Here is a 23,061-nt window from a genome sequence, read left to right as displayed (position 1 = left end):
TCAGAACTCGCTTTTAGACGTTTCTGATTTAGACGTTTGGGACTTCGCACGGTCTTGTGCGTGAGAAAACAATAATGAAAAAGACCTTCGATTACATTGTAGTGGGTGGTGGTTCCGGTGGGTGTGTGGTTGCGAGCAGGTTGACCGAAGATCGGAACGTCAGCGTTTGTGTTCTGGAGGCGGGGGGAGGCGGTCAATCAAGTCTGGTCAATGTCCCAGCCGCCGTCGTGGCCATGGTGCCGACTTCGGTAAATAACTGGTCATTCGAAACCGTTCCGCAATTAGCTCTTGCTGGTCGTAAAGGCTACCAACCTCGCGGTAAGACATTGGGCGGTTCATCAGCGATCAACGCCATGATTTATGTTCGCGGGCATCGATGGGATTACGACCATTGGGCTTCGTTGGGGAATACCGGCTGGGCGTTCAGAGACGTGCTGCCTTATTTCCGCCTCAGCGAACACAACGAGCGAATCGACAACGAATTGCACGGTCGAGGCGGGCCTTTGTGGGTAAGCGATCTTCGTTCCGACAACCCATTTCAGCAGCGATTTCTGGACGCGGCCCGCCAGACCGGGTTGCCGCTCAACGACGACTTCAACGGTGCCGACCAGGAAGGTGTAGGTATTTACCAAGTTACGCAAAAGCATGGCGAGCGTTGTAGTGCAGCACGAGCCTATCTTCTTCCTCATATCGGTGTACGCAACAATCTAACGGTGAAAACCCGGACACAGGTTCAACGCATCCTGTTCGAAGGTACCCGCGCCGTAGGTGTGGAAGTTCTTCAACATGGCCAGATTCACGTGTTACGGGCACATCGAGAAGTAATCCTTGCCGCCGGAGCCTTTCAGACGCCACAACTGTTGATGCTTTCTGGTGTGGGGCCGGAGGTGGAACTGCAACGCCACGGCATCACAGTTCTGCTGAATCTTCCAGGGGTAGGCCAAAACCTGCAGGATCACCCGGACTTTGTCTTCGTTTACAAAACAACCAGCCTCGATGCAATGGGCGTCTCCATTGCTGGCGGTGCCAAGCTGCTGAAAGAGGTAGTCCGTTTTCGAAATGAGCGTCGGGGTATGTTGACCTCGAACTTTGCCGAAGGCGGGGCGTTTCTTAAAACTCGCGAGGCTTTGGACAAGCCGGATATTCAACTGCATTTCGTCGTTGCGCCGGTCGAGGATCATGCTCGCAAATTGCGACTCGGCCATGGACTTTCCTGCCATTTTTGCCTTCTGCGACCACGCAGTCGCGGTGCGGTGTCGCTGGCCAGCAATGATCCGCAAGCGGCGCCCTTGATTGATCCGGCCTTTCTTCAAGACCCACAAGATCTTGAAGACATGGTCGCGGCGTTCAAACTCACCCGTCGGCTGATGCAGGCTCCCGCTCTTGCCAGTTGGATCACTCAAGATCTGTATACCGCAGAAGTTGGAACCGATGAGCAGATTCGCGCCATCCTGCGACGTCGCACCGACAGCGTTTATCACCCAGTGGGCACCTGCCGGATGGGAGTCGACGCACTTGCTGTGGTGGACTCGAACCTGCTCGTGCATGGGTTGCAGGGTTTACGCATTGTTGATGCTTCAATCATGCCGACTCTTATCGGCGGCAACACCAACGCGCCGACAATCATGATCGCTGAGAAAGCCGCTGATCTTATTCGGGGGATTCAACGTGTGAAATCGTGCGTAGCGCCGGAAGATTCGACCATTGCCAATAACAAGAATGAGGCACCTTATGTCGTTGCTTGATTTTGATGTCGACCCTGAGTCCGCAATGCCCCTGACCGCGATCATTATCGGAACTGGTTTCGCTGGCATCGGCATGGCCGTTGCGTTGCAAAAGGCCGGCGTCGAGGACTTCGTCATCCTTGAAAAAAAACATGACGTAGGCGGTGTCTGGCGGGACAACACATATCCTGGCGCAGCGTGTGACGTGCCTTCGCACTTATATTCGTTTTCGTTTGAACCCAACCCGGGCTGGAGCCAGGTGTTCGCTCCGCAGGGTGAAATTCATAACTATCTGAAACATTGCGCTGAAAAATATGGGTTGAGTAAATACATCCGTTTTGGCGCTGAAGTTGCCTCCGCTGAATTCGATGAAGCCACTTCGCTGTGGCAAGTCATACAGAAGGACGGAACTGTACTGAGTGCTTCGTTGTTGATAAGCGGAGCCGGACAGCTGAGCCGCCCGGCATTTCCAAAATTGGCGGGCATGGATAATTTCAAAGGCCACGTCTTTCACTCGGCCACTTGGGATCACAGCTACTCACTAGCTGGTAAGCGGGTAGCGGTAGTCGGCACCGGAGCCTCTGCTATTCAGTTTGTACCGGCCATTGCCGACCAAGTGGAGCACTTGAAGGTTTTTCAGCGCTCACCCGCGCACGTGATGCCACGTCCCGACCGCGCTTACTCCGAACGAGAAAAAACACTGCTACGCAATGTTCCCTGGTTGATGAAGGCTTATCGAGCATCAATATATCTCCGATATGAATCACGAGCTCTGGCGTTTACCCGGTTCAAGTCTTTGATGAAGTGGGCGGTCGGTATTCCATTTCGCAAGCTGCTGACCGAGCAAGTGACTGATCCCGTACTGCGGCAGAAACTTACTCCTGATTATCCGTTCGGCTGCAAACGCATTTTGCTGTCTAGCGAGTACCTCAAGACAATGAGCCGGCCCAACGTGGAGTTGGTCACCGACGGTATTGTCCGGGTTACGGAGGACGGAATTGAAACCGCAGACGGCAGACGGCATGAGGTCGATGCGATTGTCTACGGCACCGGGTTCGCGGCCACTGAATTTTTGTCTCCGATGCGCATTGTCGGGCGCGGCGGAATAAACCTTAACCAGGCTTGGCGCGACGGTACCCGTGCTTATCTTGGACTAGCGGTTCCGAACTTTCCCAATTTCTTCATGCTCTACGGCCCAAACACCAACCTCGGCCACAACTCGATCGTGTATATGCTTGAAAGCCAGATTGCCCACATCATGCGATGCTTGCGCACTTTGAAAGCAACAGAGACGAATACAGTTGAGATCGATCAGAGCGCGTATGACCGTTTCCACCGACAGATTCAGAACCGCCTGGCCAACACGGTGTGGAACGGCTGCCGGAGCTGGTACGTCGATGAAGCCGGCAACAACAGCACTAATTGGCCAGGCTTCACCTTAAGCTATCGCTGGCTGACGCGACTCTCGGCTTTGCACGTGTACCGCTTTAGCCGTCAGTTCGAAAGCGGCGCCACAATAGCGGAATCACCAGATTGGTTTGAAGTGCTGAAAACTCGTTTTTTGCGGGGCTTCTTGCGCACCACATTTCGGTCACTGATCGGCCCGGGATTGGGTGTTGTCGCGCAGAGAAGGGTGGTCAGGGGACTTTCCCAGCTGATGCCCGGTACCACTGGCGTGATCCGATATCGCCAGCAGGTCAACGGCGTTCCCGTGCAAGTGGTTGCTCCCAAGCAAGGCGAGAACGGCGGTGTCATTTTATACCTGCACGGCGGAGCGTTTTGCCTCGGCTCCCCGGACACGCACTGGAGCATCACCAGTCGCTTGGCCAAGGCATCTAGGATGTCGGTATGGGTTGCGAATTACCGATTGGCTCCAGAGCATCCCTCCCCAGCAGCACTGCATGATGCGCTGGCATGCTATGAAGCCTTGCGGGCTCAAGGTTATGCCGCCGACCGGATTTTTCTCGCAGGCGATTCGGCGGGCGCTGCGTTGGTATTGGCCTTAGCCCTCAAGCTTCGAGATCGTTACGAGCGTTTTGCCGCTGGGCTGCTGCTGATGTCACCGGTAACCGACGAGCACTTGACTGGCGCCTCAATGACCTCGCGACTTAAGGAAGACCCCATGATTCGTCGCGGTTGGCTTGAGCAGGGATTGGGTTGGTATGCCTCCGAGGCGACGACCAGTCCATTGCGAGTGGATCTGCAAGGACTGCCTCCGATGCTGGTTCAGGTTGGCGACCATGAACTGCTGTTATCCGATTCCATCCGTTTGGCCGAACACGCAGTCAACAGTGGGGTGAATTGCCGGCTGGAGATGTACGCGGAACGATGGCACGTCTTTCAGCTTCAAGCCTTTTACCTGCACTCAGCGGCCAAAGCGCTGAACACAGTGGGTGAGTTTGCCCGTGAGCAACTTTCACAGGCGGAGAGAACAAGTTCGTGATGATGGCGAAAGCGTGCGTCTAGCTACTGTCGTTGCGACAGGGCCAGACGCATCAGATACACCGAAGAGCGGTTAACCCTCAACCGGTGTGCGCATGGTGACGAACTCTTCAGCGGACGTCGGATGCACGGCGATGGTTTCGTCGAAATCGCGCTTGGTCGCGCCCGCCTTCAGCGCAATCGCCAAACCCTGCACGATCTCGCCGGCCTCCGGGCCGACCATGTGGCAGCCCAAGACCTTGTCGGTCTTGGCGTCCACCACCAGCTTCATCAAAGTGCGCTCCTGACATTCAGTCAGCGACAATTTCATCGGCCGGAAACGGCTTTCAAAGATCACCACTTCGTGCCCGGCCTCTCGCGCCTCTTCTTCGGTCAACCCGACAGTGCCGATGTTAGGCTGGCTGAACACCGCCGTCGGGATCATCTTGTAATCCACCGGACGATACTGCTCAGGCTTGAACAAGCGCCGAGCAACGGCCATGCCTTCAGCCAGAGCGACCGGCGTGAGCTGCACCCGACCAATCACATCACCCAGAGCCAGGATCGACGGTTCAGCGGTTTGATACAATTGATCGACCTCGACAAAACCTTTCTTATCGAGTTTGACGCCAGTGTTTTCCAAGCCCAGGTTGTCGAGCATCGGACGTCGACCGGTAGCGTAGAACACGCAGTCCGCCTCAAGCTGACGACCATCCTTGAGGGTTGCTTTCAGGCTGCCATCGGCTTGTTTGTCGATTCGCTCGATGTCCGCATTGAATTGCAGATCCATGCCACGCCTGGTCAACTCATCCTGCAAATGTTTGCGTACTGCACTGTCGAAGCCGCGCAGGAACAGATCACCGCGATACAGCAGCGTGGTCTTGGCGCCTAGGCCGTGGAAGATCCCGGCAAACTCCACGGCAATGTAACCACCACCGACCACGAGAACGCGCTTGGGCAGATCTTTAAGGAAGAATGCCTGATTGGAACTGATCGCGTGTTCGTGCCCCGGAATCTCGGGGATCTGCGGCCAGCCACCAGTAGTGATCAGGATGTTGTTGGCGGTGTAGCGCTCGCCATTGATCTCGACGGTATGCGGATCGACGATTTTCGCGTGACCCTCATGCAAGGTCACGCCGCTGTTGGCCAGCAGATTGCGGTAGATGTCGTTCAGGCGATTGATTTCGCGATCCTTGTTGGCAATCAGCGTCGCCCAATCAAACTTCGCCTCGCCCGGAGTCCAGCCAAAACCTTGCGATTGCTCGAAGTCTTCGGCGAAGTGCGCTCCGTAGACCAGCAGTTTTTTCGGCACGCAGCCAACGTTCACACACGTACCACCCAAGTAGCGACTTTCGGCCACAGCCACTTTCGCGCCAAAACCGGCGGAGAAACGCGCGGCCCGCACACCGCCGGAACCGGCACCAATTACATAAAGGTCAAAATCATAGGGCATTTTCAATCTCCGTGGCAGGCAACCGGCGTGATGACTGGTTGGCTAATATTGGGCCGGACTATCGTAGGAAGTCAGCAACTCATCGAGCACAGGCCGCATAGGGTTACCTGGAAATTTCCAGAGGATGCTTGAAAGCTACCATCCGATTGGTAGGGTTGCAATGGCGGGCCGACTTGTTTCATCATGTGAGGGAGTATGGGGCAGGAGAGGGGTGGGCTGCGAGCTTATAAATCAATTAACATTCGAGTTCGCCCACTCTCGTCGACCTTTATATCTAGCATTAGCACGAGTAGTGACGCTCACATCTGGTGGGCGTTAGATAGCTTTCGTCCTGGATGAACGATACAGTTCCAATGGAGGGTGTTATAAATATGCACTGGCGAAAATTCCTTAGCTTGGAATTATTCCATGGTCTATTGCATACTTTACCAATGCAGCAGGTTTGTCGATGTTGAGTTTGCGTCGAATGCTCATGCGATGGGTTTCTACAGTCCTGACGCTGATGTCCAGTTCTCGTGCCATTTCCTTGTTGTTCAGCCCTTGGGTAATTTTATATAAAACTTGGCTTTCCCGGGGCGTTAGAACGTTGGTAGTACCATCATCTAGAAGGAGCTTTTGTGCGATTTCAGCACTGTAGAAGGTACCTCCGTTTTTAATTGCTTCAATCGCAGCGACAATCTCTCTTGAGGGTGCATTTTTCAATACATAGCCACTCGCGCCCGAGCGTAGGGATTCACTTACATACTCTTTACTATCATACATGCTGAGCACGAGTACCTTCACGGTGGGGTACCTGTCGCGTATTTTTCGCGTCAACTCAAGACCGTTCATGTCGGGAAGATTGATGTCGACCAACAGAAGATCTGGATTGCAGTGCTCAACCATCACCATAGCATCCTTGCCATTTTCAGCCTCACCAACCACTGTCACAGTCGGAATGACTGATAGTAGAGCCCTGATCCCATCGCGCACTAAGGTGTGATCATCGATCAAGGCTAAACGGATTTGTGTTAATAAGTTCATTGAGGGTGCCCACTGTTATCGATGTAGTCAGACCTTCTTGCAGGGGATACTCATGGATATCACGATATCCAGCTCGCTCCGGCCAGGTGCTGATGCCATATGAAATCGGCTACCAAAGTGCTCGATGCGCTCGCGTATGTTCCTCAGCCCCGATCCCAGCATGGCGACGCTCAACGTTTAACAACGTTAGCCGATGCCATCGCCGATGATCTTCAACCGCCGAGAAAAAACTTGTACTCATAATTATCAAGAACCTTATCGACCCTGAGCTTCTTTTTGTCGTAACTTTCTCTCCTTGCTGTGCCGACTCACTATCGCAACAAAGTGACATCTCTCTTTATCGTTCTCTGGCTCTTTTTAGTTCCAGTATTGAGCGATATTGCATGTGAGGAGACCTGGTAATTGCATTTTTCAGCGGGAAGCAAAGCCTAGGATTACAGATACCTAGAGCTCCAGGCGGTAATGCATGACGCTACATAATCCGCATCCTGATTGTTAGTAAGCAAGTGGTCAGCCGAGTCGAGCGAAATGAAGCTCTTGGGGTGTTTAGCTGTCAGGTAAATTTTCTGGGCTTGCTCTATTAATACAACGCTGTCCACTGGGGAGTGAAAAACAAGTAGTGCGCGTCGTAGGTTAGCGATATTTGTATCCTGCTGTTGGGCTTCAATATCATCGAGAAACTGTTTTTTTATGGTGAACTCTCTTCCTGCCAGCATTACTTTATATTCACCAATGTCTCTGATCGCTTCTACGTGACCTTTGAACTGCTTCATGACATGGGCCGCTTCAGCAGGGGCACCGATTGTCACTACACCCTTTGCCTCTGGAATGTGCTTCGCCGCCGCTATGACTGCGGCTCCACCCAGGCTATGACCAATCAAGATGGATGGAGCCTGATATGTGTCACGCAAATACTCCGCCGCCGCTACCAGGTCGGCAACGTTGGAGGAAAAATTGCTGTTGGAGAAGTCGCCATCACTGCTGCCTAGGCCAGTGAAATCAAACCGGAGTACAGCGATATTATTGTCGACTAGCGCTCTAGCAATTCTGGCGGCAGCTTTAATATCCTTTCCACAGGTGAAGCAGTGGGCGAACAATGCGTAGGCTCTGGGCGACTCCGGCGTTTCAAGCAGACCTGACAGGCTTATACCCTGGGGGTTTCGGAACGTTATCTTTTGTTTGCTCATGATGAATTTTCCTTGAACGGCTTTGCTACTTGGTCTGTGAACCGGTAGGTGCAAGTTTTTCTCTACCAGATGCTTGTGCACACACCTGCTCAAGGGCTGCTTAAAAGCGCCGCTTAGCAATCCAGCATAAAGGGCAGACGAAATCTGACCACACATAAATTTGAATCGGATTTTGCGACTTTCTCATGTCAGACACTCTCGGTAGTGGCAGCCAATCCTCAGGATTGAACAGCGGACGGACTGCCTCAGTAAGAGCCTAACTTCAGATAAGCACTCCCAATTACTCTTTGTCGAAGGCGTCCAGCACGTGAGTGCTGTAAACCAGAGCCGCGCCGGCGTTCATGTTGATTGCTACACCCAAGGCTTCAGCAACCTCTTCAGCAGTTACGCCAATTTTCTTGGCCTCAGCAGCGTGGAATGCGATGCAGCCATCGCAGCGGGTAGTCACTGCTACAGCTAACGAAATCAGCTCCCGCGTTTTGGCATCCAGGTGGTTTGTTTTTGCGCCGGCGCCCCCTAGGGAAGCCACACCTTTCATGGTCTCTGGAGACAGGCCATTCAGCTGTACCAGGCGGGCGTTGATGTCTTTACGAGTTTGATTCCAATCTTGCATGGGATTCTCACATGGGCACAGGCGCCCTGTAGGTTTACGGGAGGTGTTGTGAATTTGAGCGAAGCCTACCATCTAGAAGGTAGGCTTGCAAGATGGCGCAATAACCGGCTTGATCGTATGTGGAGTGAGGGAGCTTCGGAGGGGCAAGAGAGGACAAAGGTTAGGCGTTTTCGACGACTCCAGAGCGCTGGACTACCGTAAGCATTGATCCAGAACTATTAAGCCAGTTCAAACGAACCAAGCAAGTAACTGAACAGTGTTGGCGCCGATGCCGAATATACCCAGTTGCCGAGATGTCACTGATCCAATCTGATTCCTCACAAACCGTTGCCAGTGTTGGATTTGTGCTGATTCGGCGGCGGGTGAGTCTTGCGTCGGCACACAGTTAAGTTCGGCGCCAGCGTCAACAGCGCGCGACGTCCGTCAGCACCTGGCAGACCTCGCGCGCGGTGAGGGAGACAACCAGGGAAGACGTTTCCCAGGTTAGTGTTCGTGCGTCTGCTACTGTCAGCACAAACTCGCATGGATGAACGTCGATGGATACCCAAAACACTGCGCTGCTGAAAGACCTTCTATCCACTAGGCGAAGTGTTAGAACCTTCAGTGAAGAGCCGCTGAGCCTGGCCGTTCTGGAGACATTCCTTTATGCCGGACAGGGGTGCACCTCTACGGACGGAAGGCGAACGGCACCATCGGCACACGCTCTGCATCCACTTGTATTGAGGGTGGTTGTGCGTCAAGTAGAAGGGCTTGCACCCGGGGTATACACATACGATTCCCTGGCAGGAAAACTCTCCCTCATTGCCGATCTAACCGAAGATGGATTGCTGAACTCTGCGGCGTTAGGCGATGAAAAGTGGTTGGAAGACGCTCCTGTCGTCATCGCCATCGTCGCTGAACGAGCGCTCGCAATAGATCATTTCGCGGCTCAACAAGCCGATGGTCTAAGGGGGGCACGCTACGTTGATTTCGAAGCTGGAGCAGCCGCTCAAAATATGTATCTGGCGGTCACCGCAGCGGGTCTGGGCGGTGTAGTCGTGATGGGGTTTGATGACATTAAGATGAAGGAAGCCTTGCGTCTTGAACGGCCCTTTTTTCCGGTCGCCCTTTTCTGTGTAGGGCATCCTCTCAAATAGAGCTGTGGCGCTCGACATCGAATACGTCCGGCGTGAAATCGAGCTTCTCGGTAAGCGTCTGCCCACCAAGCTTGCGAGGTTAAACATCATCGAACGCTGCTGAAAAGCAGTGCATGGCCGATCACCTGAGTGAAGCGCGCGCAAGGATGTCCTTCCCGGGCACCCCGCCGGTTAGTGATTGTTACTTGGCCGGCAGGTCTCCTGACTGATGTGTCATAGCGTGCTCCAGCCTTCCCAGAAATCATTTCCAGTGGCAGTTCAGGAGCAGGCTCAGCACCTACAGTTGCGGGGGCAGTTCCGTTTGATGTGTTGCTAGCATCACGGATTCCCTATTAATCCCATTTGGAAACCGGCGGCGGCATGTTAGTCGATCACGCCGCCTGAGGCGAACCTGTGTCCGTTTCAGAAGTATTTGAGCCAACCGATATCACGACGACGAGCCTTCAATGCGGCGAACCAACGCACAGGTAAGTACAGCGTTGTAGCCAGGAGCGCCGCCATCAGCCACACAGCCCAAATGTCGTCGAAACCGAAGTAGTTACCTTGGTTCAAGCCGAATAATGCCACGCTGATCAGATACAGCATTTTCAGCACGCAAAGATGGAGCAAATAGAAGAACATCGGTGCCGCACCAAATACCGCCAAGGTGCTGATCCACTTACATTGCTGAGCCCGCTCAAAGCCAAGAAGAAGCAACAGCCCCACCCCTAGCGTCAGAGAGAGGAACAGCAGGGAAGGTGGGTATTTTGTGATATTGAAGAAGCTCATGATGGTTTGTGTGGTGCTTTCATAGGACACCCAATGAGCCTCGCCATAACCATTAACAAGGCGTAGTGCTAAGAAGCTGATTAATGCACCGACCCCAGCCACTAACAGATATTGCTGACGCATGGTGGGGAGGGCTGAACGAACGAACCATGGGCCGATGCAGTAACCCAAGGCGATCACACCGATCCACGGCAGCACAGGATAAGAGCTGCGCACGCGCAAGTTGTCAGCGAATTCGAGCCAGCCGCGATCATGCAGAATAGCCCAGGGCACGTGCATCGCTGAACCGACTGGGAAGTGCAGCGAATCGAGCAGGTTGTGCCCGGTGATGATGACCATACCCAGTACACACAGTATTGGTCGAGGTAGCCAGACCAGTGCAGCGAGGGCGACCATGCTTACACCAATGGCCCATATCACCTGCATGTAAATCACACTGGGCGGGAACTGGAATGTCCAAGCGAAATTCACCAAGGTGAACTCAAGCAGTACCAGAACTAGACCACGCGTGAACAGGAAGCTCGACACATCGCTCTTACCGTGGTGTTTTTCGCCGTACAGGTAAGCGGATAATCCAGTTAGAAGTACGAACACTGGCGCACATAAATGGGTGAGAGCTCGGCTGAAAAATAACGCCGGTTCGATGGTGTCGATGGCCATGGGGTCGGCAACTTGTCGGTGCAGAAAGAACGTCTCGCGCACGTGATCCAACAGCATAAAAATGATCACTAACCCCCGAAGGGCATCTATGGACAGCAGGCGTTGGCTTACGCTAATGGTCGGTGGGATTTGAGTATAGTTTGTCATCGAAAGTCGCAAGCAAGGAGTGGGTAGCGCTGCCAGGAAAGACTGACAGATCAAATGTGGTTATCTTATAACATACCATTAACATGGTCGTAACGCTTACTAGCAGGTTGGATCACTCCGGTTTCATGAGTACCGCGAGTGTCATTTTTATGAACTCTTCGTTTTTATTGATGGTCTCCAGAGCGCTTCGAACGTTACTAGCGACCTCTGCTGATCCGTGCTGCTCGGCCCTGAGGGTCAGCTCCATGATGGCGGCCTCAGGGCGAGTTGGTTCTGATTGATTTTGCATAGCAGTGAAGAGTGCAGCTCTGAATTTGGCACCGCGAATCCTCCGTGAAGGAGGGTCAGCGTAGCGGCAGGAAACTCTTCAGGAATAGATGGTCGTCCCAGCTAGAGGTACGGGGTAGCGCTTCGCTCATGCCTTTCTACGATGCTGCCAGCCTCTCCAGGCCGCTCGTGCTTCTCATCGAAAACTGACTGCGGTCTCTTGCGATGATGGCTCATAGCCGCTAATAGTGAAGAGGTGCTTGGAGAGGACGTGAAGATGATTTCGAGATTTGTTGTTGTCCCTGCAATCCCAACGGAAACGGGATCAATGCGTAACGGATCGCGCTTCTACTGCCAGACCGCACCTATAGGCTTCAACCTCTATGACAATGAGGAGAAGCTGCGGCTGAAGACTACCTATCAGAGCCGAGAAGAAGCCGAGGGAGAGTGTCAGCGGCTTAACCTTGAGTGGCTTCAAAGAGTCCTTTCGGAACGGGAATCCGTGACTGCGCTATAGGCGTTCGCTCCCGCATAGTCATCAGGCGCCCGGCGTTCCGAAAGGAGTAAGTCAGGAGCTTGCGGAAGCACGACCTACTGCATTTTGACGTGGATGTGCGGCATTCAGGAGTGAACAAATAGCGTCTGCCTCGGCCCTGGCCTTGAACACACCATGCTTGCTAGCTGAGCCCCCTTCTACAAGATCAACGACCCTGTATCGCTTACTGCCATCGTCCAGTCTGGTGGTCTCGATCACCTTGAATCTTGGCTGCATGGTGCGTTCCCTGCTAACGATTGGTGTTCTACAAGTACCGGTTAGGCTCCATGATTTCAACAACTATGCAGGACTGAGCTGAGACAATTTATGACAGCGCATCGTGCCTCTCTTTCCCCCGACTGCTGACGGCTAGCTGCAATGAAGCGTTTTGCTAAACGGTCATCAACCCCGTCTCAGAGTCGTTTATAAATCCTCATTCTGGTTGCGCCGATTCCATTGTTATTACGTTGTATCGCCAGGCCATCCCTCTAGCCCAGCCCTTTCGTCAATCGCAGTCGTAAAACTGAAATATTACGGTCATAGAATTGACACGACTTCTTCCACCTTCTTTCAGTCGGCCTTCGGCCTTTTTCATGGATGAGCAAGCCCCATGCGTCGTGTTGTATTCAATCAGTAAGGGGGCGTTGGAAAATCCAACGAGAGCATCCCTTCGGGCATCGCCGATTTTTTCAAACAAACACTATCCGGCGGCTTCGAAAGTAGAAGAATGATCACAATGAATTACTGAAAGTGGAAGGGGTGGTGGTCAATCAGTTCACCAGGCATACCGGCTTGCACCAAAATCTCGTTGATGCACTGTTGGCCGAAGATTTGCCTGTGCTACCGGTTTATCTGAGCAGCTCCGTCAAGATGCGCGAATCTCACGAAGTTTCAGTACCCATCATCCATTTGGCTCCTCGGCATAAGCTTTCTCGGGAGTTTTTTGGTTTGCTGGATGCTCTCGAGCGAACCGCTTAGCTTCAGTCTTTACGAGTTTGCTTCCAATCTTGCATGAGATACTCACTTGGGCGGGGCGCCCTTTAGGTCTACGGAGGAGTTGTGAATTAGAAGGAGGCCGACATCTATTTGGTAGGCTGGCACGTGTGCAGTTCAAAAGCAGCGTAGTCAAATGTCGTCGATGCGCCGCCCGTTCCAGGCGAGAGAGAGGTGCAGGGACGGGAAGGGGCGAGGCGTCTGTCTGAGGCGCTGCCACCGCCGCAGTGTCTTGGAGCCGGAGTGTGCTGTTGCGCGCGTTCGGGCGAGCGGGGTGATGGTGCACAATTTGAGCGCCAAAACGTTGAGTTGCATGTGTGGGGCCGCTTTGCTCAATCTGTTGAGCCAGATCGGTTGCCCTCTGACAGTCGTCGCTGCATGAGATCGTCAGGGGCTAAGGTGTTGGCGCTATTTTGTCGCGATAGCTGAGATTTCGACCATAACGTCCTTCTGTAGAGGTAAACCTGGACGGCAGCGTTTACCTAGTGATCGCTGGCTTCAAACGGTGCTGGAGAAAATCGAGCCTGGCTGTGAGGTCGGCATGGAAAGTTGTGGTGGTGCGCACTATTAGGCGCGGCAGCTACAGGCACATGGATTTCGGGTAGTAGCTCTCAGCTCGATGGCGCGTTAGGACGTGAGCGGGCGGTGTTGTCGCGGGGGACTTTGACCTGCCGATATTTCTGGGCCGATTGGGGTAATCATTGCCATCAGCTTGTTGGAATAATTGCATCAAAATACAAATAGGTCACAAACGCGTCAGTATTGCTTTGCTCATTGAGCGTGCGTTCACAAATGTGAATTCGCTACACTGAGAAGCTAAATTATTGGGGCGTTGTTATGAACCTCTCTGACGCAACACTGGTGCTACTTCTGGCGGCTCGAATCCATGGGACGGACGAAGCTGTCAGGGCTTCGGCGAAGAGCGTCGTTAAGAAGCTGCCACGAAGCAAGCGTGATCTCATCTACAAGGTGATTGAATCAAAAAATCCACTTAATCTAGTGGGCTTTATTGCTGAAAATCTGGACGACTGACGGAACCCCCATCGTTAGGTCGCCACGAGCGTATCCAGAGCTAAGCGTTGGCGGCTGAGTCGAATTTCCTCGCTCAATGATTCCGAACCTCCTGTCTTGGGTCGGGACATTTCTGCTTCCCTATTTAGGAGGCTGCCCGAAATAAGTGACCTCAATTTTCGCTGCATCCTCTGTTCCGTGCCGAGTACTCCTATATTTTCCCTTCAGCGTATTTACTAGCGTAAGCGTTTTGATATGGGCGTTCACTCAGTGAAGGCGGTGAGCCGTCTTTACCAGAAAGGAAGTAAGCCCAAGACCTTGGCTGTCAACCTATCGGAGCTTCGATCGCTCCTTTTTGATGCTGGAGGTTGCCAGCCAAGGTCTGGGGCTCGCTTTGGAAAGCACGTTACCTGCACGAAAAGGCGGATGAGCTCCCCGCCGAATCCATTGCCGCAAGATAGCAATCGATGCTTTGTTCGATTTATTGCATGCGTGCCTTCACTTTGCGATGGCTGAAATTACGGTCGTGGTTGTTGACGGCTTTGAATTTGCTGCCGTCGAAGATGATCGACTGAGGAAAGGAGATTCAGGTTGCGGCAAAGAACCACGAACTGGCGACATACGCTGCGAATGGCTTTGCCGTTATCCTTGCGAATGTTGGCGATGTTTTGAAGTCCGGAGCCAAGCGCCCCGTGAGCCACATCAACTGCATGTTGCGCTTGGCCTCTGGTTCCAGCCGGCAGCTAGACTGCGTTTGATTGAGATAGCCGTAAACAAAGATCTTCGGCAAGACCGCTTGGTGATAGGCCGGGCGGCCAGTACGGCAAGGTCGACACCGTCAAAACCTAGTGCATCTAGGTTGAGTTTATCGACGAAGACATCGACGAGACGCACCGGATTTTGTTCCGCCAGGTTTTTCGGCATTGTGCTTGCCGAAAAACCGTGGTCGCGCAAGCAGGCTTGTGAGGAAATAACCTCACTGCCTGCCAGCTATTTATGATTAATGGACGCTAAAAATTGCCATAGTTGTATCGACTAAAAGTGTTCTATGTGCGTGAAGGAGAACCTAGCGATTCGCCAAATCCAATGATTGCTTTGGTTTCCAGGTACTCTTCAAAGCCATAGACACCGTACTCACGACCATTACCAGATCGCTTGTAACCGCCGAACGGAGCCATCGGATTCCAGGCGGGGTAATTCAGATGCACTTGTCCCGCACGAATACGAGAGGCAACGGCACGCGCAAGATCAAGGTTCTGAGCCTGAACATGGGCGCCCAGCCCATAGACCGTATCGTTTGCGATAGCGACTGCCTCATCGATCGTTTCATACGGAATGATGCACAGCACCGGACCAAAAATTTCTTCTTGAGCGATCCGCATTGCGGAATCGACCTCGGAGAAAACAGTCGGTCGGGTGTAAAAGCCCTTTTCAAAGCCCGGCACACGTCCTGGTCCACCGCAAACGAGTTTTGCGCCCTCAACAAGGCCGGCCTCGATCATTGCTTGCACGCGATTGAACTGGGCCTCGTTGGCAATCGGACCGAGTACCGTATCTTCCGATTGTGGGTCACCCACGATGATTGCATTGGCGGTTGCGGCAGCCAGCGATTCGACCTCGGCCAGCCTGTCCTTTGGGACGATCATTCTTGTTGGGGCACTGCACGATTGTCCGACGTTGCGAAACGCAGACATCACTCCCAGTGGAACGGCTTTAGCGAAGTCGACGTCGGGAAGCAGTAGGTTCGGCGACTTGCCTCCCAGTTCTTGTGTGACGCGTTTCACCGTATGGGCAGCCGCCTGAGCAACCAGCGCGCCTGCGCGGTTGGAGCCGGTGATCGAAATCATATCGATATCGGGATGCGCCGCCATGGCTGCGCCGACCTCGGGACCACTTCCGTTCACCAGGTTGAAGACGCCCGGCGGCAGGCCTGCGTCATGCACCAGTTGTGCAAAAAGAAGGGCACTCAGAGGCGACAGTTCGCTGGGTTTCAGAACTACAGTGCATCCGGCAGCAATTGCCGGGGCGACTTTCGCGGTGATTTGATAAAGCGGCCAGTTCCACGGAGTGATGAGGCCGCAGACGCCTATGGGTTCGCGTTCAATCGCGGTGCCGCCTTCAACCGTTTGGAAACGATAAGTGGACAGCAGATCGCGGGCGACCCGAACGTGTTCGGCCGCGAGAGGCACCTGCATTGCCCGGGCGGAACCGATGGCTGCGCCCATTTCGAGAGAGAGGGCCTGCGCGAGCACTTCTTTTCGCTCAAGGATGAGCTCATGGATCTTTCCAAGGACAAGCGCGCGCGACTCTGCGCAGGTAGCAGACCAACCAGGAAACGCTGCTCGCGCCGCAGCTACTGCCCGATCAACATCCTCGGCAGAGCCTTGCGCGACCTGCGCAACGACCTCTTCAGTTGCCGGATTGACCACCGGCAAACTTGCCGGGATTGCAGGGGAAGACCAGCGGCCGTTGATATAAAACTTGTGAGACGTTTGAGGATCAACGCTGTAGCCATTCGAAGATTGTGTTGTCATTCAACTAGCTCCTTGGAGCGGTAATAGGCGCTGCGAACAGCAGGGCCGGGGAGGTCGCGAGTCAGAGCATCACCGTAGCGACCAGTACATCCCTAGTGCCCTGTCACCTCAATAAGCTAACAAAACGGCTCAGGTAAAATATGCCGTTATTCAAGTCGGCAAGGGATAATCTGCTGTATCTGCCAGGCTAACTTTGCATCAATGCAACTGAGCCGTTTACGTTGGTATTGCGTCCGATAAAACCCTTGCTGGCGGTCGTGATCGCTAGCCGATAGCTTGAGTCACCAGAGCAAACTGCCTGATTCCGTCGCTAGATTGCGGGGGTACTCCCAGAACCATTCGCGGCGCTCTGTCGACGCACAACAACCCCAGGCTCTCCAACCAGTCGGCCAACCCGCAATCGGCCAGAATGTCGAAACGAACAAAAGCACCAGGTATCAAACGCAGAAGGTGGGTAATCAAGTGCTGGGCCTGTTCCTGGTTTTGTGCGACAACCGGACCAATGATATGGCCACGACCAAAACAACGGAGCAGGGCAGTGCCTTGTAGCTGTCCATCCACGTCGATGCCGACCACGTACTCGGCCATCGGGAGCAAATCGTTGAGTACCGCTGTGCGGTCCAGGCCGCTACCAGCATTGGCCAATTCAATCAGTCTCGGGTAATCGGTTGGGCCTAATGTGCGACACTGCGAGCCCTTGATCAAAGTGATCAGCGTCGGTGTCTGTGGCACGCCTTGATGCTGCTGGATTCGCGCGAAGTCGACGAACCCCAGGCTTGCATAGAGCGGCGCACCCGACTCGGTGGCATTGAGCATCGGCGTGCGGGGTGCAATGGCTTCCAGGCACAGGTTCATCAGTCGACGTCCGATCCCCTTTCCTTGGTGCTCATCACTCACGATCACCAGGCCGATGGAGGAATAAGCGCCTTGATGGCAGGCGAATGCTACGCCGACCAACTGACCGTTATGTTCCGTGACAAAGCCTTCGGACGTGCGCTGCACCATGGCCCAGTCTTCTTCTCGGTGAGGCCATTTCAGGTGCACGGAGAGCGCGTGTGCCGCGGGCATATCCGCCGCGGTAACAGTGCGGTTCAGATAGGCAGAATCTGACGTTGCAGGCATGGAGCCTCCTTGAAGATGGCGGTCTTGAGTGGGGCGATCAGGGAGTTGCGGTGCGCGGCTCATATAAGTTTGCCTGTGCTGAGTAGGCTTGTAGATAACGGCATCGCAATCGCGGAGGGGTGAGTAAACCGACGGATATCGAATGGACTGATCAAGGTACGGGTACTGCCGGTGCTGATCAGTTCGGCCATCACGTCGCCGACGCCCGGGCCGAGCTGAAAGCCATGGCCGCAGAAGCCGAAGGCATAGAACAAGCCATCGATGTTGCCACTGGGGCCAATGACCGGCAGGGAGTCCGGTGTATAGCTCTCGATGCCGCTCCACACCCGGATGATGTTCAGCTTCTCGGCCCCCGGCAGCAGGCGGCGAATTTGCCGCATCTGGTTGAGCAAGCTTTCCGGCTTGAAGTAGGCGCGCCGGTTGAGCATGTCAGGTGTGCAGCGGTTGCCGCCGCCGATGATGATGTTGCCGCGGGGGATCTGCCGGAAGTAGATCACCTCTTCCTTGATTTTGGTAAACACGCCGATCACCGTCGGCAAGGCGTAAGGCACCGGCTCGGTCACGGACATCTGCGGACCATTGGGTTCCAACGGCACGGGTTCACCGAATTGCTCGGACAGTTTGGCGGCCCAGGCGCCCGCGGTGATTAACAATTGCTGGGCGACAAACAGTTGGCCATCGGTGGTCGTGACGTGGAATTCGTCATTGACCTTCTGCACCTCGGCGACTTCGGTGCGCTCTTCGATCCGGGCACCGAGGCGACGGGCCGCCCGGGCGAATGCCGGCGCCGCTAGACGTGGGTTGGCGTGACCATCGTGGGGCGCGTAGGAGCCGCCCTTGACCTCCGGGCCGAGGAACGGGAAGCGTGCGTGCAAGGCCTTGCCCGTGAGGAGCTGCAAGTCCAGTTCACGGGCCTCCGGGGCCGCCGCATAGGCCTCCAGTTCAGCAATTTCGTCTTCGCGATAACACACACGCATATGGCCGCTGGCGATGAACTCGAGGTCGTCGTCGATCAGCTCCGGCAGTCGTTTCCACAACGCCCAGGAACGGTTGGCTAGTTCCAGCTGCCCGAGGTAACGCCCCTGGCGTCGCACGTTGCCGAAGTTCACGCCGCTGGCGTACTGACCGATCTGGTCGCGCTCCAGCAGGGTGACCGAGTGTCCACGCTGGCGCAGGAAAAACGCCGACGTCGAGCCCATGATGCCGCCGCCGATAATCAGGACATCGCTTTTTTGCGGTTTCATGAGGGCTCCTCGATGATCGTCATCGGTAAGGGTTTGACCGGGGCCTGACCGCGCTGCCGACCGACCTGTTCCACGCAAACGCCGGCGGCTGCGGCAATCACTTCAGCCCCGGCCTGGGAGCAATAACGCCCCTGGCAGCGACCCATGCCGACCCGGCTGAACGCCTTGGCCCGGTTGACTTCACAAGCGCCTTTTTTCCGGACCACTGCACGTAATTCGCCCACGCTGATCATTTCGCAGCGGCAGACGATGGCCGTGTCCGGCAAGGCTTTGGCTTGCGCCGCCGGCCAGGGAAACGCCTGCGCCAGACCCAGACGAAACTGATCCATTACCGCCAGCGCGTGGCGTTGTTCGTCGCGCAACCCGACGTTCACCGGTTGCTGCTGATCCTCCAGCAGCGCCATGGCCACCAGGCGCCCTGCGTGCTCGGCCGCATCGGCACCGCGAATCTTCGAACCGTCGCCGGCGGCATATACACCGCTGACCGAGGTCCGACCGTCTTCATCCACCGCCAGCCACCATTGGCTCGACGCTTCATCGAAGCGCATACGGCAACCGGCCAGGTCGGCCAATTGGGTTTCCGGGCGCAGGTGATAACCCAGCGCCACGGCATCGCAATCCACCGTCAAGGTCTCACCGCGCGCCGTGCGCACGCGCACGCCACTGACACCGCTGGCTGCATCGCCCTGCACTTGGAGTGGCGAAATGCCCAGGTGCACCGGGATCTTCGCCCGGTACAACTGCGCCAACAGCTTCATTCCGGTGAACAGCAATCCCGGACGCGCCAGCAGTTTCGGCAATGCGCCAATCCGTTTGCTCAACGGCGAGGTATCGAGCACTGCCGCGACTTTGGCCCCGGCTTTCACATACTGACTGGCGACCAGATACAGCAGCGGTCCGCTGCCCATGAACACCACGCGGTGGCCGATGGACACGGCCTGGGATTTCAAGGCGATCTGCGCCCCGCCGAGGCTGTAATTGCCCGCCAACTGCCAGCCTTCGATCGGCATCAAGCGGTCGGTGGCACCGGTGCAGAGGATCAGCGCGTCGTAATCCACCGTCGCGTGCTTGCCCTGGCTGACGCAGCACAGTTGCCCCGGCGTCAGGTTCCACACCAGCGTGTCCGGACGATAGTCAATCTGCCCGCGCAAGCGGTCGAAGCTCTGGTGCAGGTCATTGGCCTTGGCTGCCTCGGTGCCATACAGGGTGGCATAACCGCGGGTAAAACCTTCGGGTTGGCGACGGTAGATCTGCCCGCCATCCCGACGATTCTCGTCGATCAGGATCGGCTTGAAACCAGCGGCGACCAGGGTTTCGGCACAGCGAACGCCGGCCGGCCCGGCACCGACGATAACGACTTTATGAGCGCTCAGCCGTGCAGTGGCCATATCGCCTCCGGTTGTGTGGTGACAATATCCAGGTCTTCACGGACCTCATTGGAACAGGCGCGTAGACGCTCGCCGCTGCGGGTCCAGACCCAACAGTCCTGGCACGCGCCCATCAGGCAGAAACCGGCGCGTCGGCCCGAATCGAACTCCGATTGACGCAAGGCCGAACCCTGAGTCAGCAACGCGACCATCAGGGTGTCGCCCTGCAACGCTGTGATGGGCAAGCCGTCCACCCAAAGTTTTACGCTGGGGCGTTCGTGCTCTCCCAGTCTTGCAAGGCGCCCCGTCATAGGTAGGTTTCCTTTTGTTCACTGCGGGCCAGTGCTTCGATTTCGATCAAGTAACCATGATGCAAGACCGGAACGGGTACCACGGCGCGTGCTGGCCGATGTTCACCCAGGTAATGGGCATAAATTCGATCAAAGGCGGGCCAGTGTTCTATCCCTACGACATAGACAGTGACCTTCAGGAGGTCACTCGTGCTCCGGCCCGCTTCGCTGAGGATCGCCACGAGGTTGTCGAGGGCGATTGATGCTTGAACCTCAAACGGTTGGTCGGCACTGTGGTCGCCATTCGCGCGTACCGGCAGTTGCCCGGACACATATAAAACACCCTCGTGCGCTACCGCCTGGGAGTAATGTCCACCCGGAGCTGCTGCGTTAGCCGTGTGGATTAAGTCGATCGAACCTGCTTGATTACCAGCCATGTAAGCGACTCCAGATGTGCACGACGCCCTCGGCGTCACAGGCGTGATAGTCCGGGAATTGCGCGCCTGTGGCACATGCATGGTTGGGCAGAATGCGCAGACGGCTGCCGATAGGGAAGCGCGCTACGATATTGGCGCTCTCGGCCGCTCCAAGTGTGATGATGCCGTGTTCCTGGTTGGCGCCAGTGACCAGCGCGCCCTCGATCCAGTCGCCAGCTTCGGTACACACCTGTCCGTAACCGAAGTCCTGTCGTTGGCGCTGCGTGCCGCGATCACGACTCATGGCCATCCAGCCGGCATCGGTGATGATCCAGCCTTTGTCTTGCTGGTGACCGATAACGGTGGTCAACACGCTCAGTGCCAACTCGTCTGGCTGGCAGACGCCGATGTTGTGCATGACCAGGTCGAAGAACACGTAGACACCTGCGCGTACTTCAGTGACGCCTTTCAGGCTCAGCGCCGACAGTGCCGTGGGAGTGGAGCCGATGCTGACCTCTGGGCACGCCATCCCGGCGTCGCGGATTCTTTCGGCGGCGCTGACGCAGAGGAAGCGCTCTTGTTCGGCCAAGATCTGCAGCGCTTCAAGATTGTCGAGTTCGTAACTGGATCCGGCGTGGGTCATCACGCCTCGCAGTTGCATGCCCCCCTCGGAAAGGACCCGTGCGACGTCTATGAGTGCGCTGTCCTCAACGGTCAGACCTGATCGGTGGCCGTCGCAATCTATCTCGATCCAGACCTCGAATCGCTCGTCGTTTTTCTGTCCGAAAGAGACGATGTCTTGAGCCCCAATGACACTGTCGGTGAGCACACTCAGATTGCAGCCTTTGCGCCTGAGTGTCAGTGCCTGAGCCAATTTGCCAGGCGCTATTGCGACGGCATAGAACACATCGCTGATGCCCTCAGCGAAACAATGCTCAGCTTCTTTCAGGGTGGAAACCGTGACACCGCTCGCGCCAGCGGCTATCTGTGCCTTGATGACGGGGAGGCATTTGCTGGTTTTGATGTGCGGGCGCAAACGCACACCCAGGGTGTCCATGCGTTGCTGCATGCGCTGGATATTGCGCTGCATTCGCGGGACATTGACTATCGCGACGGGGGTATCGAGGGAGGCAATAGAGGCTGGCATGACAAAACTCGGGTGGCTGGGTACGGGGCCCACTCTACTCAGCCATCGTGAAGTTATGGTTCAATGAATAGTCATCAATCATTAAGTAAAATTGAATGATCTCTGTCGAAGACCTACGTCTGGCCGTAACGCTGGCGCGCTCCGAGTCTTTAAGCGCTGCCGCCAGAGTCCTGAATGTCTCGCCACCGGCGCTGTCCATGCGTCTGCGTAAGCTGGAGACGCTGCTGGGGCTGACCCTGGCCAATCGCGATGCCCGGCGCCTGAGTCTTACTGCCGATGGCGAGCGTTTCTCCCGTGAATGCGCGATCTTGCTGGACCAGCTGGATGCGCTCCCGGAATCCTTCAAGCAACATGACGAGCGACTGGTTGGCACACTCAGGCTGGCGGCGCCGTTCGGCTATGGGCGACAGCGCATTGCGCCGCTGCTGGCCCGCTTTGCCAGGTTGCATCCACAGCTGTGCCTGCACCTCGATTTGCGCGAAACGCCGTGGCCTGATCGTCACGACAGCGATGCGGTGATTCACATCGGTAACCTCAACGACAGCCTGTGGATCGCCAGGCCACTCACACAAAACAACCGATGGTTATGCGCCAGTCCGGCCTATCTTGAGCAGCACGGTGTGCCGTCGTCGCCGGATCAACTTGCCGAGCATCGCTGCATTTGCATTCGAGAAAATGATGAAGATGTCACGCTGTGGCATATGCGTAAGGGGCAGGGGCGCAAAACGCTGCGCATCGAACCCGTGTTGTTGAGCAATGATGGAAGCGTAGCCCGGCGTTGGGCCGAGCAAGGCTTGGGGTTGGTGCTACGTTCGCAATGGGATGTCAGTGACGCAATCGCCAACGGCAGCCTGATACGGGTGTTGGCGGATTGGCAATTCGACAGCGCACCGATCAACCTGTTGGTGCCCTCACGCAAACTCCGCAGCCCTCGCGTACAGGCATTGGTGGCATTTCTGGAAGATGCATTGAAAGCATGACCGTGGTGTGAAGCAGGTCGGAC

At 55.5% G+C, this 23,061-nt stretch carries 17 protein-coding genes, 4 pseudogenes and 1 riboswitch; of the genes and pseudogenes, 6 read left to right on the top strand and 15 right to left on the bottom strand.

The genetic code is table 11. The annotated features are described in order from the left end of the window. Nucleotides 1–74: 74 nt before the first annotated feature. Together K5R88_RS08400 and K5R88_RS08395 are read left to right on the top strand one after the other, a co-directional pair. On the top strand, nucleotides 75–1,745 hold the full coding sequence (locus K5R88_RS08400; protein ID WP_228750502.1) for a GMC family oxidoreductase: 1,671 nt from the start codon (nucleotides 75–77) through the stop codon (nucleotides 1,743–1,745). Then, nucleotides 1,732–4,167 carry a flavin-containing monooxygenase gene (locus tag K5R88_RS08395; RefSeq protein ID WP_226299703.1) on the top strand — a complete coding sequence of 812 codons (2,436 nt, stop codon included), beginning with the start codon at nucleotides 1,732–1,734 and terminating at the stop codon, nucleotides 4,165–4,167. The genes K5R88_RS08400 and K5R88_RS08395 overlap by 14 nt, the downstream gene beginning before the upstream one ends. A gap of 72 nt (nucleotides 4,168–4,239) precedes the next feature. Here K5R88_RS08395 and gorA read toward each other — a convergent pair whose 3' ends face one another. The 5 genes and pseudogenes from gorA to K5R88_RS08375 form a co-directional block, all read right to left on the bottom strand. Then, entirely contained in the window at nucleotides 4,240–5,598 is a 1,359-nt protein-coding gene (gorA, locus tag K5R88_RS08390) for a glutathione-disulfide reductase (protein ID WP_226299702.1), read from the bottom strand. 390 nt (nucleotides 5,599–5,988) lie between these two features. After that, complete coding sequence (locus K5R88_RS08385; RefSeq protein ID WP_226299701.1) at nucleotides 5,989–6,621, bottom strand: response regulator; 633 nt, start codon at nucleotides 6,619–6,621, stop codon at nucleotides 5,989–5,991. 27 nt (nucleotides 6,622–6,648) lie between these two features. After that, nucleotides 6,649–6,846: pseudogene (locus K5R88_RS30865) on the bottom strand (cache domain-containing protein); the annotation flags it as partial. A gap of 209 nt (nucleotides 6,847–7,055) precedes the next feature. After that, nucleotides 7,056–7,808, bottom strand: a complete 753-nt coding sequence (locus K5R88_RS08380; RefSeq protein WP_226299700.1) for an alpha/beta hydrolase family protein — start codon at nucleotides 7,806–7,808, stop codon at nucleotides 7,056–7,058. 280 nt (nucleotides 7,809–8,088) lie between these two features. After that, the gene (locus tag K5R88_RS08375; protein WP_226299699.1) at nucleotides 8,089–8,421 is read right to left on the bottom strand and encodes a carboxymuconolactone decarboxylase family protein; all 333 of its coding nucleotides are present in this window, start codon (nucleotides 8,419–8,421) and stop codon (nucleotides 8,089–8,091) included. Nucleotides 8,422–8,957: 536 nt separating this feature from the next. Between K5R88_RS08375 and K5R88_RS08370 the strand changes: the two genes are divergently transcribed. Beyond that, on the top strand, nucleotides 8,958–9,557 hold the full coding sequence (locus K5R88_RS08370) for a SagB/ThcOx family dehydrogenase (RefSeq protein ID WP_226299698.1): 600 nt from the start codon (nucleotides 8,958–8,960) through the stop codon (nucleotides 9,555–9,557). Between the two features lie 174 nt (nucleotides 9,558–9,731). After that, a riboswitch (cobalamin riboswitch) is annotated at nucleotides 9,732–9,926 on the bottom strand. Between the two features lie 33 nt (nucleotides 9,927–9,959). Here K5R88_RS08370 and K5R88_RS08365 read toward each other — a convergent pair. Both K5R88_RS08365 and K5R88_RS08360 read right to left on the bottom strand, forming a co-directional pair. After that, nucleotides 9,960–11,132: a DUF1624 domain-containing protein gene (locus K5R88_RS08365; RefSeq protein ID WP_226299697.1), complete on the bottom strand. Its 1,173-nt coding sequence runs from the start codon at nucleotides 11,130–11,132 to the stop codon at nucleotides 9,960–9,962. 112 nt (nucleotides 11,133–11,244) lie between these two features. Further along, a pseudogene (locus tag K5R88_RS08360) lies at nucleotides 11,245–11,453 on the bottom strand (hypothetical protein). Nucleotides 11,454–12,657: 1,204 nt separating this feature from the next. Here K5R88_RS08360 and K5R88_RS30785 point away from each other — a divergent pair. Beyond that, a pseudogene (locus K5R88_RS30785) lies at nucleotides 12,658–12,912 on the top strand (ParA family protein); the annotation flags it as partial. 852 nt (nucleotides 12,913–13,764) lie between these two features. Further along, the gene (locus tag K5R88_RS08355) at nucleotides 13,765–13,959 is read left to right on the top strand and encodes a DUF7740 domain-containing protein (protein WP_226299696.1); all 195 of its coding nucleotides are present in this window, start codon (nucleotides 13,765–13,767) and stop codon (nucleotides 13,957–13,959) included. 463 nt (nucleotides 13,960–14,422) lie between these two features. Here the strand turns inward: K5R88_RS08355 and K5R88_RS08350 are convergent. The 8 genes and pseudogenes from K5R88_RS08350 to K5R88_RS08315 form a co-directional block, all read right to left on the bottom strand. After that, nucleotides 14,423–14,862 (bottom strand): annotated as a pseudogene (locus K5R88_RS08350) (transposase); the annotation flags it as partial. A 122-nt stretch (nucleotides 14,863–14,984) separates the two neighbouring features. Continuing rightward, the gene (locus tag K5R88_RS08345; protein WP_226299695.1) at nucleotides 14,985–16,472 is read right to left on the bottom strand and encodes an aldehyde dehydrogenase family protein; all 1,488 of its coding nucleotides are present in this window, start codon (nucleotides 16,470–16,472) and stop codon (nucleotides 14,985–14,987) included. Nucleotides 16,473–16,736: 264 nt separating this feature from the next. Then, complete coding sequence (locus K5R88_RS08340; protein ID WP_226299694.1) at nucleotides 16,737–17,594, bottom strand: GNAT family N-acetyltransferase; 858 nt, start codon at nucleotides 17,592–17,594, stop codon at nucleotides 16,737–16,739. 59 nt (nucleotides 17,595–17,653) lie between these two features. Next, nucleotides 17,654–18,838: an NAD(P)/FAD-dependent oxidoreductase gene (locus K5R88_RS08335; protein WP_226299693.1), complete on the bottom strand. Its 1,185-nt coding sequence runs from the start codon at nucleotides 18,836–18,838 to the stop codon at nucleotides 17,654–17,656. Then, complete coding sequence (locus K5R88_RS08330; RefSeq protein ID WP_226299692.1) at nucleotides 18,835–20,226, bottom strand: FAD/NAD(P)-dependent oxidoreductase; 1,392 nt, start codon at nucleotides 20,224–20,226, stop codon at nucleotides 18,835–18,837. The genes K5R88_RS08335 and K5R88_RS08330 overlap by 4 nt, the downstream gene beginning before the upstream one ends. Continuing rightward, nucleotides 20,208–20,516: a (2Fe-2S)-binding protein gene (locus tag K5R88_RS08325; protein ID WP_226299691.1), complete on the bottom strand. Its 309-nt coding sequence runs from the start codon at nucleotides 20,514–20,516 to the stop codon at nucleotides 20,208–20,210. The genes K5R88_RS08330 and K5R88_RS08325 overlap by 19 nt, the downstream gene beginning before the upstream one ends. After that, nucleotides 20,513–20,932 carry a RidA family protein gene (locus tag K5R88_RS08320; protein WP_226299690.1) on the bottom strand — a complete coding sequence of 140 codons (420 nt, stop codon included), beginning with the start codon at nucleotides 20,930–20,932 and terminating at the stop codon, nucleotides 20,513–20,515. The genes K5R88_RS08325 and K5R88_RS08320 overlap by 4 nt, the downstream gene beginning before the upstream one ends. Continuing rightward, complete coding sequence (locus tag K5R88_RS08315) at nucleotides 20,922–22,058, bottom strand: DSD1 family PLP-dependent enzyme (RefSeq protein ID WP_226299689.1); 1,137 nt, start codon at nucleotides 22,056–22,058, stop codon at nucleotides 20,922–20,924. The genes K5R88_RS08320 and K5R88_RS08315 overlap by 11 nt, the downstream gene beginning before the upstream one ends. Nucleotides 22,059–22,153: 95 nt before the next feature. Here K5R88_RS08315 and K5R88_RS08310 point away from each other — a divergent pair, with 95 nt between their 5' ends. Then, a complete protein-coding gene (locus K5R88_RS08310; RefSeq protein WP_226299688.1) occupies nucleotides 22,154–23,038 on the top strand; it encodes a LysR family transcriptional regulator in 885 nt (294 codons plus the stop codon). Nucleotides 23,039–23,061: the final 23 nt, after the last annotated feature.

This window comes from Pseudomonas sp. MM213, from assembly GCF_020423045.1.
In the GTDB taxonomy this organism is placed as follows: Bacteria; Pseudomonadota; Gammaproteobacteria; order Pseudomonadales; family Pseudomonadaceae; genus Aquipseudomonas; species Aquipseudomonas migulae.
Note: the sequence above shows the minus strand (reverse complement) of the source record. Positions and strands in the feature narration are given on the sequence as shown.

Coding starts and splice junctions, on each gene's coding strand:
- K5R88_RS08400 (WP_228750502.1), top strand. CDS start 75: ATGAAAAAGACCTTCGATTACATTGTAGTGGGTGGTGGTTCCGGTGGG.
- K5R88_RS08395 (WP_226299703.1), top strand. CDS start 1,732: ATGTCGTTGCTTGATTTTGATGTCGACCCTGAGTCCGCAATGCCCCTG.
- gorA (WP_226299702.1), bottom strand. CDS start 5,598: ATGCCCTATGATTTTGACCTTTATGTAATTGGTGCCGGTTCCGGCGGT.
- K5R88_RS08385 (WP_226299701.1), bottom strand. CDS start 6,621: ATGAACTTATTAACACAAATCCGTTTAGCCTTGATCGATGATCACACC.
- K5R88_RS08380 (WP_226299700.1), bottom strand. CDS start 7,808: ATGAGCAAACAAAAGATAACGTTCCGAAACCCCCAGGGTATAAGCCTG.
- K5R88_RS08375 (WP_226299699.1), bottom strand. CDS start 8,421: ATGCAAGATTGGAATCAAACTCGTAAAGACATCAACGCCCGCCTGGTA.
- K5R88_RS08370 (WP_226299698.1), top strand. CDS start 8,958: ATGGATACCCAAAACACTGCGCTGCTGAAAGACCTTCTATCCACTAGG.
- K5R88_RS08365 (WP_226299697.1), bottom strand. CDS start 11,132: ATGACAAACTATACTCAAATCCCACCGACCATTAGCGTAAGCCAACGC.
- K5R88_RS08355 (WP_226299696.1), top strand. CDS start 13,765: ATGAACCTCTCTGACGCAACACTGGTGCTACTTCTGGCGGCTCGAATC.
- K5R88_RS08345 (WP_226299695.1), bottom strand. CDS start 16,472: ATGACAACACAATCTTCGAATGGCTACAGCGTTGATCCTCAAACGTCT.
- K5R88_RS08340 (WP_226299694.1), bottom strand. CDS start 17,594: ATGCCTGCAACGTCAGATTCTGCCTATCTGAACCGCACTGTTACCGCG.
- K5R88_RS08335 (WP_226299693.1), bottom strand. CDS start 18,838: ATGAAACCGCAAAAAAGCGATGTCCTGATTATCGGCGGCGGCATCATG.
- K5R88_RS08330 (WP_226299692.1), bottom strand. CDS start 20,226: ATGGCCACTGCACGGCTGAGCGCTCATAAAGTCGTTATCGTCGGTGCC.
- K5R88_RS08325 (WP_226299691.1), bottom strand. CDS start 20,516: ATGACGGGGCGCCTTGCAAGACTGGGAGAGCACGAACGCCCCAGCGTA.
- K5R88_RS08320 (WP_226299690.1), bottom strand. CDS start 20,932: ATGGCTGGTAATCAAGCAGGTTCGATCGACTTAATCCACACGGCTAAC.
- K5R88_RS08315 (WP_226299689.1), bottom strand. CDS start 22,058: ATGCCAGCCTCTATTGCCTCCCTCGATACCCCCGTCGCGATAGTCAAT.
- K5R88_RS08310 (WP_226299688.1), top strand. CDS start 22,154: ATGATCTCTGTCGAAGACCTACGTCTGGCCGTAACGCTGGCGCGCTCC.